This window comes from Alloalcanivorax sp. (assembly GCF_964221125.1).
Lineage (GTDB): Bacteria > Pseudomonadota > Gammaproteobacteria > Pseudomonadales > Alcanivoracaceae > Alloalcanivorax > Alloalcanivorax venustensis.
This window is the reverse complement of sequence record NZ_CAXPXK010000127.1, coordinates 24058-37152: the sequence shown is the minus strand read 5'-3', so window position 1 is coordinate 37152 and position 13095 is coordinate 24058. Positions and strand designations below refer to the sequence as shown.

Below are 13095 nucleotides of genomic sequence, written 5' to 3'. Positions count from 1 at the left end.
ACGCCGGAGACCTTAGCATGAGCTGCCTGTCCTATTCACAAACGCCCCGTGGCGCGGACTTCCACGGCGCCGCCGTCCTCGACGATCAGGGCCGCGAGATTCCCATCACCGAGGCGATGATCCTGCGGGCCTGTGAAGAGCTGGAACAGGCCTGGCGCTACCCGAAGCGTTCGACTCGAAAAGCAGGCTGACCAGCGCCCGCAGCGACGGCGCCACCTTACCCTGGTGGCGCCAGTGATGCAGTTCGTGGCGGGGCGGGTATTGCTTGCGCAGCCGGTCGAAGGCGGCGCCGGGGTCGCTCTCACGCAGGCTGCGCCGCAGCCGCTGGTCGTCTTCCGGCAGCCGGTGGGCGTAACGCAGCAGCGCCAATAGTTGGCTTTCGTCCTCCACATCCAGAGCCAGCGTGCGCCGCTCCGCCACGGCCGGCGCCGCCGGCGCCGGTTCCCCCATCCAGCGACACCAGGCCTCGTAGAGCATCGCGCTGCCCAGGCGCTTGCCCTCCACGCTGTAACCGGCGACATGGGGGGAGCCGTTGAACACCTGCTCCAGCAACGCCGGGTTCAGCCGTGGCTCCCCTTCCCACACATCGAGAAAGGTCAAAGGCCCGTCGCCGCGCGCCAGACGCCGGCTCAGGGCCTGGTTATCGACCACCGGGCCCCGGCAGGTATTGATCAGCGTTTGCTCGTGGTTGAGCGCCCGCAGCCGGGTCTTGTCCAGCAAATGCCGGGTGGCCTCGTCGCCGCCTTTGATCAGCGGCACATGCAGGGTGACGGCGTCCGCCGCCAGCGCCTCGTCCAACGACACCGAGGTCACCCGGCCGGCGCGCGCCAGCGGCGGGTCGCACCCCAGCACCTTCACATCCAGCGCGCGCAGCCAGGCCGCCACCAGGCCGCCCACATTGCCGAGACCGATCACGCCCACGGTGCTGCCCCGCAGCGGGCGCCCGTGGTGCTGGCTGGCCATCAGCAACGCCTGCAGCACGTATTCCGCCACCGCCCGGGCATTGCAGCCGGGCGCGCAGGCAAAGGCGATGCCCAGCCGGTCCAGGGCGTCCAGATCCACATGGTCGGTGCCGATGGTGGCGGACCCCACGAACCGCACCGGTGTATCGGCCAGCAAGGCTTCCGTGACCGGCGTCACCGAGCGCACCAGCAGGATGTCCGCGTCGCGCAGGTCGGCCCGCGTCAGACTTCGCCCGTCCACGCGGGTCACCCGCCCCAAGCGCTCAAAGTCATCCAGGGCGGGCATGTTTTCGTCGGCGACGATGTGCATCGGCTATCTCAGTCACGCAGCAAGGCGGTGGCGCTGTCGGCTACGGCGCCGGCATAGCCACCGCCGAACAGATTGAAGTGGTTGAGCAAATGATACAGGTTGTAAAGCCGGACGCGATGCTGAAAATCCGCCGCCCGGGGGTTTTGCCCGTAGGCCCGGTAAAACGCCTCCGGTACCCGGCCGAACAACGACAGCATGGCCAGGTCCACCTCGGCGTGGCCGTAGTACACCGCCGGATCGAACACCACCGGGCGGTCCCCCGCCAGGGTGCCCACATTGCCCCGCCAGAGATCGCCGTGCACCAGCGCCGGACGAACGCTCAGGCCCGCCAGCCAGGCCGGCACCCGCGCCATGACTCGCTCCAGCCGCTCGCCCACCGCGGCCTCCAGGCCCCGGTCACGGGCCCAGCGCAGTTGCGGCAGCAGCCGTTGTTCAACGAAAAAGCGCGGCCAGTCGGTGTCCGGCCTGTTGTATTGCGGGTTGGCGCCGATCCAGTTGTCCCGGTGATGGCCGAAGCGTTCACCCTCCACGCCGTGCAAGGCGGCCAGGGCACGGCCGAGCGCGGGCCAGAACGGCTCGCCGGGTGCCGCCAACGGCAGCCACTCCAGCAATAACGCCCGCCCTCCGGCCAGGTCGCCGTGATCCAGCACCTCGGGCACCCGGATCGCCTTGGCCAGCGCCGCCAGACCGTCCGCCTCCGCGTCCAGGGCATCGCCGTCGGGCAGCCATTTAAGAAACGCCGGTCGGCCGTTCAAATCGACTTGGAAGGTGGCACCGGTGTCGCCGCCGCCCAGGGCGTCCACCCGGCAATGCCGTACCGGCAGGCCGTGGCGGGCCGCCACGGCCGCCTGGATCCGTTCACTGGTTATCATGGCGCTATGGTAAGAGAGCCGGGGCGGCGCGAAAACCGTAAGGGTTCAGCGGCGGCGCACCTGATTTTTGCGGTAGGCGCCGGGCGCGCAACCGGTCCAGCGCCGGAACGCATGGTAGAAATTGGCGATGTCGGAAAAACCCAGACGGCGGGCCAGCTCCGGCATGTCGCAGTCACCGCGGCGCAACCGCCGGCAGGCGTACTCCATGCGCACCTGGTCGCGCAGGCGGGCGAACTGCGCGCCTTCGTGGTGCAGCCGGCGCTGCAGGGTGCGCGCGGTCATCTGCAACCGGTCGGCGACCAGATGCACGGTCAGCGGCCGCTCGCCGAGGCCGGCGTGCAGCTGCTCGATCACCTGGCCGGTCACGCCGCCGACCCGCCGCAGTGCCTGTAGCTTTTCGTCCGCGGTCCGTTCCAGGTCCCGCCGCCGCGCGGTATCGGCGGCGGGCAGGCTGTGCCCCAGCAACGCCGGGGAAAACACCAGGGCGTTGGCCGGCTGGTCGAACTGCAGCGCGCAACGGAAAAACGACCGGTACTCATCCAGCTCCTCATCGGGCGGGCAAGGATGGCGGAACGCCACCCGCTGAATCGGCATGCGCCCACCCAGCAGCGAGTGGCCCAGGGCCACCAGGGTGGCGAGCAGCAGATCGTTATGGGCGCGGGTGTGGGTAACGGCGAGCGCTTCGCCGCCGCTCACCGTGAGGGTGCACTGGTGTTCCCCGCGATGCAGGGCCAGCGCCAGATAGGGCAGCATCAGTTCCCGGTAACGCAGCAATACCAGCAGGGCCTGCTCCAGGGTCTCGGAGGCCGCCATCAAGGCGCCCAGCGGCCCCAGGTCGCGGTAGTGGTTGGCGCGCCCCACGCGCAGCCCGAACAACGGGTCCCCGGCTTGCGTAAAGGCGGTACCGAGTAGCGCGTCCAGTTGCGCGGAGGTCAGGTGGCCGTCGCCGCCGGCGACGGTATCCGCGTCCAACCCGGCCTGCTGGAACAGAGTCGCCCGATCCGGGCGGCCACGCAGGACGATATCAAGCAAACCGGGGGCCGTGCCCGCCGGCAGCGGTTGATCCACCATGAGGGTTCCTTTTGTTATTTTTTTGTCGACGCTAGGCAGAGGCGTGCCGGCGGTCAAGCAGACCAAAGGCGAATGGCCCGATTCAACCCGCGCCGGAACTGGTGGCGCGGCCCCATGATGGGTACTCTTACCCCCGTCACGAATACGCCCGTCACGAGGACCGCATGCTGAAACGTTACTTCATCGACGAAGTCACCGAGACCCGGGCGTCACGGCGCCAGGCCTTTTCCCTGTTCAGCCAGGTGAACGGCTGGGCGGACTGGTGTTCCGTGGTTCGCCATGCGCGCCTGTTCGGCGGTGAGTGGCGCGAAGGCGCCGCGCTGCTGTTCGTGGCCGACCTGCCCCGTCTGCCGCCGGCGCCGGTGGTGGTGCGCATCCAGGAATACCGCGAAAACGAATCCATCGCCTGGGGGCTGGAGCTGCCCATGGCCAGCATCACGCACCGTTTCACCTTTATCGACGATGGTGAGGGTGGCTGCCGGGTCCATCAGGAGGAGTGGTCCGAAGGGCTGATGACCCTGCTGACGCTGCCCGCGGGCCGCTTGATCCATCGCTTCGATCAGCGCTTCGCCCGCGAATTCGCCGCCATGTTCTAGGGATTCTTGATGACGTCTCGATTGTTTCGCGCCTATTGCCGGCTGGTTCTTCGCCATCCCCTGTTCTGGCTCGCCGCCGTGGGCGCGCTGTGCGCGGTGGCGGCCTGGCAGGCCACCGACTTCAAACTGGATGCGTCGGCGGAATCCCTGACGCTGGAAAACGATAAGGCGCTGGAATACTACCGGGAGATCGCCAAGCAATACGGCGGCAGCGACTTCGTGGTGGTCACCTACACCCCCAAGGATCGGCCGCTGTTCCAGCAGGACACCCTGCGCCATATTCAGGCGCTGCAGGACGAACTGAAAGGCGTGGACCGGGTCGGCTCGGTGTACAGTTTCCTCGACGTGCCGCTGCTGTTCAGCCCCAAGGTGGCGTTCACCGACCTGTCCGACGGCTACCGCACGCTGCGCGACCCGGGCGTGGACCTGGGCCTGGCCAAGCAGGAGTTCACCGAAGAGAACCCGCTCTACGAGGACCTGCTGGTCAGCGAGGACGGCGGCACCACCGCCCTGCTGCTCACCTTCGAGCGGGACGAACGCTATTATGAGCTGCTCAACCGGCGCAACGCCCTGCGCGAGAGCGAGCGCGCCGGCGAGCTGAGCGATCAGGAAGCGGAGCAGCTGGAACAGGTCGCCGCCGAGTTCAGCGACTACCACAGCCAGGTGCAGGCCCGCACCCAGCAGGAAGTCAGCGAAATTCGCGGCATCATGGACGGCTACCGGGACCAGGCGCAGCTGTTCCTGGGCGGCGTGCCGATGATCGCCTCGGACATGATCCGCTTTATCGAGTCCGACCTGAAGGTGTTCGGCCTCGGCGTGCTGATCTTCCTGGTGCTCACCCTGTTCCTGATCTTCCGTCGCCCGCGCTGGGTGGTGGTACCGCTGGCCTGCTGCGCGGTGACCGCCCTGGCGGTGACCGGCTGGCTCGGCTGGATGGACTGGAAAGTCACCGTGATCAGCAGCAACTATCTGTCGCTGCTGCTGATCATCACCATGTCGATCACCATCCATCTGACGGTGCGCTACCGGGAACTCCATGAGGAAAACCCGGACGCCGACCAGGCCTGGCTGCTCAAGGAAACCGCCGCCCACATGATGCGCCCGAGCATCTACATGGTGCTCACCACCATGGTCGGCTTCTCCTCGCTGGTGATCAGCGACATCCGCCCGGTGATCGACTTCGGCTGGATGATGACCATCGGCATCGGCGTCGCGCTGGTGACCTGCTTTCTGCTGTTCCCCGCCCTGCTCGCGCCGCTGTCGCCGGGCCGGCCGCGCCAGGGTCGTGACCTGACCCGAAGCATCACCCTCGCCTTCGCCGGCTTCGCCGACCGCGGCCGGTTACCGTTGCTGCTGCTCACCGGGCTGGCGCTGATCGCCGCGGTGTGGGGCATGACCCGGCTGACGGTGGAAACCCGCTTTATCGACTACTTCCAGGAAGACACCGAAATCTACCAGGGCATGCTGCAGATCGACCGCAAGCTGGGCGGCACCACGCCGCTGGATATCGTCATCGACGCCCCGGAAGAACAGGCCGACAACACCCCGCGCGCCACGCAACAAAACAGCGGCGACACGGCACAAAGCGCCGACGGCTTCGAGGCGGTGGAAGCGGATCCGCTCGCCGACGACGGCGGCGGCGCCGGTGCCAACGGCGATGACGGCTTCGGCGCGGTGGAGGACGACCCCTTCGCGTCGAACGGTGACGACGGCTTCGGCGAACCCGCCGGCGACGACCCCTTCGCCGATAGCGGCACCTCCGGCCAGGCCCGCGCCAGCGACGGTCCCAACCTGAAAGGCGCCTACTGGTACACGCCCCAGCGGCTGGACCGCATTATCGAAATGGAGCGCTACCTGGAATCCCTGCCGGAAACCGGCAAGGTGCTGTCCATCGCCACCACCTACGAAGTGGCCAAGAAAATCAACGAAGGCCCGCTCAGCTACGTACAGCTGATGCTGCTCGCCAGCTTTATCCCCGATGACCTGCGCTCCCAGCTGGTAAGCCCCTACTTGTCCGACGACGGCCGCCAGATCCGCATCAGCGTGCGCGTGGTGGACTCTTACAAGGGCCTCAACCGCAATCAGCTGCTGGAGCAGATCCGCGCCGACATGCTGGAAAAATTCGACCTGCAGCCGGAGCAACTCCACCTCACCGGCGCCATGGTGCTCTACAACAACATGCTGCAGAGCCTGTTCGACTCGCAGATCAAAACCCTGGGCTATGTGTTCGCGGCGATCATGCTGATGCTGCTGGTGCTGTTCCGATCGCTGCCGGTGGCGCTGATCAGCATGGTGCCGAGCCTGGTGAGCGCCGCCTCGGTGCTCGGCCTGATGGGCTGGATCGGCCTGCCGCTGGACCTGATGACCATCACCATCACCGCCATCACCATCGGCATCGCCGTGGACGACACCATCCACTACGTGCACCGCTTCCACGAGGAGCTGCCCCGCGACGGCGACTACCGCGCCACCGTGCGCCGCTGCCACGGCTCCATCGGCAAGGCGATGTACTACACCTCCCTGGTGATCATCGCCGGTTTCTCGATTCTGTCGCTGTCCAACTTCAACCCCAGCGTCTACTTCGGCCTGCTCACCGGCCTGGCCATGCTGGTGGCGCTGCTCAGCAACCTGACCCTGCTGCCGGCGCTGCTGATGAGCGTCAAACCCAAGCTCCGCGCCGGGCCCACCACGAACATGGCGGAGTAATAGCCCTGTGCGAGCGGGCCCCGCCCGCGAAAGGGTGGCTTTTAGCCACCCGGCGGGATGCCAGAGACTTTTATTGTTCCGGTGTTCGGTGCTCCGTATCCGGGACGCGGTGCAATGGTGGTGCCTTCCGGGATCGCTCAAGCCATCCCTGGCCGCTCTCATTTGGCCATCCCTGGCCAAATAGGTCCCTCCAGGCACCACCATTGCCCCGCTCACTGGGCAGCGGAACCGCCACGGGTCAGAAAAACCTCTCGGACCTTTCTACGAAGTGGGGTTTGTGACGGCGAATCTTCCAAGGAGCACCGGGATCGGGTGTGCCCGTCCAGGACCGTCTTTGGCCAGGGATGGCCAAAGTCGAGCTTACAGGGATGATGAGATGGACACCTCTTGCCAATACGGCGTCACGATGCGCCAAGATTGAGTTACCAAAACCAATCGACTACAAGAGGTGCCCACATGAACGTTACCTTGATCGGGATTGATCTCGCAAAGTCCGTCTTCCAAGTCTGTGCCGTGAATCAAGCCGGCAAGCCGGTCTTTAACCGGCAGGTGAAGCGCCAGCGACTGCTGGCGCTGCTCTTGGAATACCCAAAAGCCATCGTCGCCATGGAGGCCTGCAGCGGCTCCAACTACTGGGGACGCACCCTTCAGAGGCATGGCATGGACGTTCGGCTGATCCCACCCCAGCACGTTAAGCCCTTCGTTAAAGGCAATAAGAACGACCGCAACGATGCTTTTGCCATCACCGAAGCCGCGCAGCGGCCTCATCTGCGGTGTGTGCCCCCACGCACCCTGGCCCAAACTGACCTGATCCAGGCGCACCGGGTGCGCGAACGCCAGGTCAATCAGCGCACCGCCCTCACCAATCAAATCCGGGGCCTGCTCAATGAATACGGCATCGTGCTCCCTCAAGGACGCCGGCGGCTCCAGAGCGCCTTGCCGGGTCTGCTTGAAAATGCCGACAACGAGCTGACCCCCGAGGCCCGGGTGCTGCTTGAAGAGCTGCTGATCGAGTGGCACCAACGCGATGCGGCCATCAACCGGCTCGACCGGCGTATTGACCGGCAGGCCAAAGGCAGCGACGCCGCCCAGCGTCTGATGACCGTTAAAGGCATCGCCGAGAAGACCGCCACCGCTCTCGTTGCCCACGCCGGTGACGGGCGCGCCTATCGCAATGGCCGAGAGCTGGCTGCCAATCTCGGTCTTGTGCCTCGCGAGCACTCCAGTGGCGGCAAACAGAACCTCGGAGGCCTGACACGGCGCGGCAACACGTATCTACGACGAATGCTGATCCAGGGTGCTTGGTCAGTCCTGCGCAATGCCCACAGGAATCACGACCGGCTGTCGTGTTGGGCCCGCCAAGTCGCAGAGCGACGCGGTAAGCATAAGGCCGTCGGCGCCATTGCCAACAAGATGGCCCGTATTAGCTGGGCCTTGATGTATTACCAACAGAGTTACCGGTCCGCCTGAGCCGACCACTTCAGGCCACACCAGGAGGCTGCGAGCGCTTCCATGAGCAATGGGTTAAACCGGCCTCGGGCAACGCCGACAAGTACACGGGTCCAGAACCCGTAGGGACGATAGGCAACCGAGGCGCGGTTCTCATGAGGGCCAGGGCCGTCTATAAATCGGCCCAACCAACAGGCCGGATAGACGTACGCAGTTTAATCTCCCTTGCTCACTGAGCCATCGCAGACAAGCAACACTTGCAAGAGGTGTACATAGACGTACTCGCGGCGTTCCCGGAAGGGCAATAACACAGACCCGCGCCCCCGGCTGGAGAGAACTTTCCCGTAGCCTCGGGAGGTGCGTTTATTGTCTATCCGCCGGACCATCAAAAAGCAGCGGTACCGCTTCCTGATCTCTGTCCTCGCCGAACCGGTAGCAGTCGTCGAGCGCCAGAACGTAGTACTCCAGGCCCCGCTGGGCGGCGGCGAAGGCGCGCTGGCGGGCGGGTTGGTCCGTGGCCAGGCGCTTGACCAGCTCCATGGCCTCGTGGGGGTGGGCGTCGTCGTAGCTGGCGTGGGCGCGCAGCCAGGCCATGGTGTGGCGGTTGATGTTGGCGCTGCCTTGCTCGGCGTAGTGCTTCATGCCGCTGACCACACGCTGGCTCCATTCGCCGGTGGCCCATTCGATGGCCAGGTTGGTGGCGGCGATGCTCTCTTCCAGGGTGCCCTGGTGGCCGGTGGCCCACAGGAACTGGTTGACCGCGTCCATGGCCGCCGGTGGACGGGTGCGTTCCAGGCGTTCGGTGTCGAGGCCGAAGCCGGCGGCCCAGTCCTGGTACCAGTAGGCGTGGCGCTGCTCGATCTTGATGTTGCCGATCAGCCAGTTTTTGGTCTCTTCGTGGCCGGGGTACAGGCCGGGCCGGGTTTTCGCCAGGGCCAGGCCCATGTATTTGGGGAAATTCTCCACCAGCGGGTAGAAGTGCAGCAGCGCGTCGCGGAAGCGGCCCAGGGAGAGCGAGCCGTCGCCCATTTCCACGAACAGGGGATGGCGGGCGACGCGGTCCTTGAGCGGCACCAGGGCGTCCCAGAACCGTTGTGCCCAGGGGGCGTGTTCGGTGAGCGTCAGCGCTTGCTTGTAGCGGGCCACGGCCATGCTGTTCTCCTTGTTATTCAGCGTGCCAGCCAAGAGCCTACTGCGCTCTCCGTGGCGATGCCAGCGACGCCAGCGACGCCAGCACGGCGCGGCGACGGCGCCGCAGGGCGGCCAGGTCGGCGGCGCCGGGGGCGCCCTGGTCCCGGTAGGCGAGATGCTCGAACAGGCGGCGCCAGTGCCCGGCGGCCCCGGCCGCGGACGGCCAGCGCCGGGTCACCGCCGCTTCCAGCTGGGCGGCGGAGACCGTGTCCGGGGCGCGCAGGCCGCGCTGGGCCAGGGCGCGGTGCAGGCGGGCGAACTCGCGCTCCAGGGGGCTGACCGGGGTGTCCCGGCGGCGGCTGAGCACCAGCAGCCCGAGCACGGCGCTGAACACCAGCACCACGCCGAGCAGCGCCAGCCCGACACGCAGCGGCGTTACCGCGCCGAGCAGGCGCTCCAGCAGATCGCGCTGGGACTGCTGGCGATAGCCGAGCACCCATTTCTGCCAGTTGAAGTCCACGTAGTCGGCCCACTGCTGCAGCTGGAACAGCACCGGCAGGCGGTTGAGGCCGTCGAAGTCACCGCCGGCGCCGTCGGCGGCGCTGTCGAAGGCGCCGCGCAGGCCCAGCTCGACACGCTCCGGGGCCACCGCCGCGGTGGGATCCACCTGCACCCAGCCCTGACCGGGCAGCCACACTTCCGCCCAGGCGTGGGCGTCATACTGGCGCACCTGCAGGTAGTCGCCGGCGTTCATTTCACCGCCCTGGTAGCCGGCCACCACCCGGGCGGGGATGCCGGCGGCGCGCCTCAGGAAGGTAAAACTGGACGCGTAGTGCTCGCAGAAGCCCTGGCGGGTGCCGAACAGGAATTCGTCCACGGTGTCGCCGGCGATGCGCGGCGGCTCCAGGGTGTAGAAGAACGGCTGCTCGCGGAAATAGCCGAGCGCGGCCTGCACCAGGGCGCCGTCGTTCCGGTGGCGCTGCCGCCAGCGCTGGGCCAGGGCACGCGCCTGGGCGTTGCCCTCTTCGGGCAGGTCCAGCATCAGCCGCCGTTCCGCGTCGCCGAGGGCCGGCACCGCGCCGGTCACGTCCACGCTGCGCACGGTGTAACTGAAGGCGCCGTTGACCGGGCCGTCCGCCACCAGCCGAAAATCCCGCGCCAGGGCGTTGCCGTCGAAGTCGGTGAACGGCACCGCCAGGGCGTACAGCCAGCGCTGCCGGGAGGGCTCCATGATCACACGGTAGCGGTAACCGGTGCGGTCGGCGGCGGCGTCGATCAGGGCGCGGTACCAGTCCGGCGACGGCCCTCGGCCGCCGTAGAACAGCTGCTCCCGCTCCCAGCCGGGCGGACTGGCCTGGCGCCAGGTAGTGCCGTCGAAGTAGCTGTAGGTGAGGCCGCGCCAGTAGCGCTCCCGGGGCGGTGGCGGCTCGCCCTCGAACTGGACCCGGAACGCCAGCTCGCTGGATTCGGTGAGGCGGCTGACCTGCCCCGGCGACATGCTGTCGCTCATGCCGGTGCGCGCCTGGCCGCTGTCCAGCTGCATGTTCCACAGCGGCGCGATGCGCGGCACCAGCACGAACAGGGCGATGGCCAGCGGCAGCGCCTGCAGCACCATCACTGCCGCCACCGACAGGTGCTGGCGGCGGCGGGCGTGGGTGTCGCTGTAGTTGATGCCCGCCAGGCTGGCGGTGAGCAGAATCAGGCAACCGATCACGTAGAGCGCCATGGCCGGCCCGCGGTGGAACAGCAGGATGGTGGCGCACACGAAATAGCCGAGCACGATCAGCACATAGGCGTCGCGCTTGCTGACCAGCTCCAGGTATTTCAGCGCGAACAGGCTGGTGATCAACGCGGTGCCCGCCTCCGGCCCGTGCAGACGGCCGAAGCTGTAGAAGGTGGCGGCCACGGTGGCCACCAGCAGCACCAGGCGCAGGATGCGCCCGGGCAGCACCAGCCGCTGGCGGTCCATCAGGGCACGCCAGCCCAGCACCAGGGCGAGCAGCCCGGCCTGCCACAGGGGGCCGCCCCACAGCTGCGGCAGCGACGCGGCGATGATCGCCAGGGTGAGCCAGCCGCGGGCGTGGCTGGGGATCTGGTAGATGCGCGCCATCAGTCCGCCTCCGTGTCGCCGTGGCGGGCCAGCAGGTTGAGGGCCCGCAGACGCTGTTCCTCGCCCTGCCCCGGCGGCAGCTCGGCGCCGGGCAGCGCCAGGGCGAAGGGCCGGTTCTCGCGGCTCAGCCGCTGCACCCAGAAGCACAGGATCGACAGACGCCGCTCCACCGGCACGCCTTCCAGGCGGTCATAGCGCAACCACAGGCGGCCGCTGGCGGGCTCCTCGAACAGTTTGACGTTGAGCCCCCGGCCGCGGGCATAGCCTTTCCAGTCCACCTGGCCCAGGGAGTCGCCGGGCACATAGCCGCGCAGGCCCTGGAACTCCTCGCTGCCGCTTTGCCCGGCGCTGGCCACCTGGCGCTCCCGGTCGCCGCCGTCGGCGGGACAGTCGTGGCTTTCCTGAGGGCGCGGCCAGGCCAGGCAAACCTGATCCAGGGATACCAGCGACCAGCTGCGCAGCAGGCCCAGCGGGTAGCGGCTCTCCACGCGCAGACGCGGCGGTCGGACGCGGCCGCGCCGGCTGAGCGGCAGGTTCAGCCACAGGGCACTTTCCTCGCCGGGCTCGACGCTGATCTCCTGGGCCGGCTGGTCCAGCCAGCGCAGCCACAGCGCCCGGTGCGGGCGCCGCTGGGCGACCAGCACCACTTCCACGCTGCCCTGCCCGCCGACGAAACCGGAGCGGCTGGCGCCGGCGCGCAGGGACAGCCCGGACAAATTGCGGAAGGTGTGCAGAATGGCGACCAGAAACAGGCTGACCATCAGAAAACAGAGGCCGAGAATCAGGTTGTTCTCGTAGTTGATGCCGCCGAAAAACAGCAGCACGGACACCAGCAGGTAGAGAAAGCCGTAGCCGGTGGGGAAGATGAAAATGCGCCGCTGGTCGAGCTGCACCTGGCGGGCCCGGGGAAGCCGGCGGTCGAGCCAACGCTGCCAGGCTTGCTTGAGCACGGCGTCCCTCCTCAGGTTCGACCGACTAGTGGCGCACCACCGGCACGGTTTGCAGCAGCGCCTGGGTCATCGCCGACACCTGGCCCCCTTCGCGGGGCTGCAGCCGGTGCTCGGCCACCGAGGGCCACACCGCCTGCACGTCCTCGGGCAGCACGTAATCGCGGTCGTGGATCAGCGCCCAGGCTCGGGCGGCGCGCAGCAGGCCGAGGCCGGCGCGCGGCGACAGGCCGGTGACCAGACGATCGTCGGCGCGGGTGGCTTCCAGCAGCCGCTGCACATAGTCGAGCAAGTCGCGGGTGGCGCGCACCTTGGCCACATGGGCGATCAGTTTCACCAGGCCGCTGGGCTCGAGGATGGGTTTCAATTCGCGCACCGCTTCGCGCAGGTCGCCGCCGGCGAGCAGGGACAGTTCCACGTCCGGGGACGGGTAGCCCAGGGAAATGCGCATCAGGAAACGGTCGAGCTGGGATTCCGGCAACACGAAGGTGCCGGCCTGGGTCACCGGGTTCTGGGTGGCGACCACGAAGAACGGCGACGGCAGCGGCCGGCTGACGCCGTCCAGGGTGACCTGTCGCTCTTCCATGGCTTCCAGCAGCGCGCCCTGGGTCTTGGGGGTGGCGCGGTTGATTTCGTCGGCGAGCAGAAGCTGGCTGAACACCGGCCCCTCGCGCAGACTGAACTGCTGGCTATCCGGATCGAACACCGAAACGCCGAGAATATCGGCGGGCAACATGTCGCTGGTGAACTGAACGCGGCGGTAATCGAGGCGGAACACCCGCGCCAGCGCATGGGCCAGGGTGGTCTTGCCCATGCCGGGCAGGTCCTCGATCAACAGATGGCCGCCGGCGAGCATGCAGGCCAGGGCCAGTTTCAGCTGTTCCGGTTTCCCCAGTAGCACGCTGCCCACCTGGGCCAGCGCTTTATCCAAAGCCTGCATA

The 13095-nt window shown here is 67.4% G+C and carries 10 protein-coding genes and 1 pseudogene; 4 read left to right on the top strand and 7 right to left on the bottom strand.

Annotation, left to right across the window (positions count from 1 at the left end; genetic code table 11):
- Window positions 1-17: 17 nt before the first annotated feature.
- A pseudogene (locus ACEQZD_RS15020) lies at window positions 18-107 on the top strand (hypothetical protein); the annotation flags it as partial.
- Here ACEQZD_RS15020 and ACEQZD_RS15015 read toward each other — a convergent pair.
- Genes ACEQZD_RS15015 through ACEQZD_RS15005 form a run of 3 tightly spaced genes read right to left on the bottom strand, consistent with a single transcriptional unit; the run spans window position 106 to window position 3215 of the window.
- On the bottom strand, window positions 106-1272 hold the full coding sequence (locus ACEQZD_RS15015; protein ID WP_335628469.1) for a 4-phosphoerythronate dehydrogenase: 1167 nt from the start codon (window positions 1270-1272) through the stop codon (window positions 106-108). The pseudogene ACEQZD_RS15020 and the gene ACEQZD_RS15015 sit on opposite strands and share 2 nt — an antisense overlap.
- An 8-nt stretch (window positions 1273-1280) precedes the next feature.
- The gene (locus ACEQZD_RS15010; RefSeq protein ID WP_335628470.1) at window positions 1281-2144 is read right to left on the bottom strand and encodes a fructosamine kinase family protein; all 864 of its coding nucleotides are present in this window, start codon (window positions 2142-2144) and stop codon (window positions 1281-1283) included.
- Window positions 2145-2189: 45 nt separating this feature from the next.
- A complete protein-coding gene (locus ACEQZD_RS15005; RefSeq protein WP_335628471.1) occupies window positions 2190-3215 on the bottom strand; it encodes an AraC family transcriptional regulator in 1026 nt (341 codons plus the stop codon).
- A 164-nt stretch (window positions 3216-3379) separates the two neighbouring features.
- Here ACEQZD_RS15005 and ACEQZD_RS15000 point away from each other — a divergent pair, with 164 nt between their 5' ends.
- The 3 genes from ACEQZD_RS15000 to ACEQZD_RS14990 all read left to right on the top strand — a co-directional run bounded on the left by ACEQZD_RS15000 (window position 3380) and on the right by ACEQZD_RS14990 (window position 7987).
- Window positions 3380-3811: an SRPBCC family protein gene (locus ACEQZD_RS15000; RefSeq protein WP_067612041.1), complete on the top strand. Its 432-nt coding sequence runs from the start codon at window positions 3380-3382 to the stop codon at window positions 3809-3811.
- A gap of 9 nt (window positions 3812-3820) precedes the next feature.
- Entirely contained in the window at window positions 3821-6517 is a 2697-nt protein-coding gene (locus ACEQZD_RS14995) for an RND family transporter (RefSeq protein ID WP_370186380.1), read from the top strand.
- Window positions 6518-6973: 456 nt separating this feature from the next.
- Window positions 6974-7987: an IS110 family transposase gene (locus ACEQZD_RS14990; RefSeq protein ID WP_370186378.1), complete on the top strand. Its 1014-nt coding sequence runs from the start codon at window positions 6974-6976 to the stop codon at window positions 7985-7987.
- Between the two features lie 342 nt (window positions 7988-8329).
- On the opposite strand, the gene ACEQZD_RS14985 is transcribed toward ACEQZD_RS14990, so the two are convergent.
- Genes ACEQZD_RS14985 through ACEQZD_RS14970 form a run of 4 tightly spaced genes read right to left on the bottom strand, consistent with a single transcriptional unit; the run spans window position 8330 to window position 13094 of the window.
- Window positions 8330-9118 (bottom strand): TenA family transcriptional regulator, encoded by a 789-nt coding sequence (locus ACEQZD_RS14985; RefSeq protein WP_370186377.1) that lies wholly within the window; start codon window positions 9116-9118, stop codon window positions 8330-8332.
- Window positions 9119-9155: 37 nt separating this feature from the next.
- Window positions 9156-11207, bottom strand: a complete 2052-nt coding sequence (locus ACEQZD_RS14980; RefSeq protein WP_370186376.1) for a transglutaminaseTgpA domain-containing protein — start codon at window positions 11205-11207, stop codon at window positions 9156-9158.
- Complete coding sequence (locus ACEQZD_RS14975; protein WP_194856687.1) at window positions 11207-12157, bottom strand: DUF58 domain-containing protein; 951 nt, start codon at window positions 12155-12157, stop codon at window positions 11207-11209. Before ACEQZD_RS14975 ends, ACEQZD_RS14980 begins: the two co-directional genes overlap by 1 nt.
- Before the next feature lie 25 nt (window positions 12158-12182).
- Window positions 12183-13094: an AAA family ATPase gene (locus ACEQZD_RS14970; RefSeq protein ID WP_370186374.1), complete on the bottom strand. Its 912-nt coding sequence runs from the start codon at window positions 13092-13094 to the stop codon at window positions 12183-12185.
- Window position 13095 lies beyond the last annotated feature (1 nt).

Bases quoted from the DNA above. Each gene is read 5' to 3' on its own strand.
- ACEQZD_RS15005 (WP_335628471.1), bottom strand. From the start codon at position 3,215: ATGGTGGATCAACCGCTGCCGGCGGGCACGGCCCCCGGTTTGCTTGAT.
- ACEQZD_RS14995 (WP_370186380.1), top strand. From the start codon at position 3,821: ATGACGTCTCGATTGTTTCGCGCCTATTGCCGGCTGGTTCTTCGCCAT.
- ACEQZD_RS14980 (WP_370186376.1), bottom strand. From the start codon at position 11,207: ATGGCGCGCATCTACCAGATCCCCAGCCACGCCCGCGGCTGGCTCACC.
- ACEQZD_RS14970 (WP_370186374.1), bottom strand. From the start codon at position 13,094: ATGCAGGCTTTGGATAAAGCGCTGGCCCAGGTGGGCAGCGTGCTACTG.
- ACEQZD_RS15010 (WP_335628470.1), bottom strand. From the start codon at position 2,144: ATGATAACCAGTGAACGGATCCAGGCGGCCGTGGCGGCCCGCCACGGC.
- ACEQZD_RS15015 (WP_335628469.1), bottom strand. From the start codon at position 1,272: ATGCACATCGTCGCCGACGAAAACATGCCCGCCCTGGATGACTTTGAG.
- ACEQZD_RS14985 (WP_370186377.1), bottom strand. From the start codon at position 9,118: ATGGCCGTGGCCCGCTACAAGCAAGCGCTGACGCTCACCGAACACGCC.
- ACEQZD_RS14990 (WP_370186378.1), top strand. From the start codon at position 6,974: ATGAACGTTACCTTGATCGGGATTGATCTCGCAAAGTCCGTCTTCCAA.
- ACEQZD_RS15000 (WP_067612041.1), top strand. From the start codon at position 3,380: ATGCTGAAACGTTACTTCATCGACGAAGTCACCGAGACCCGGGCGTCA.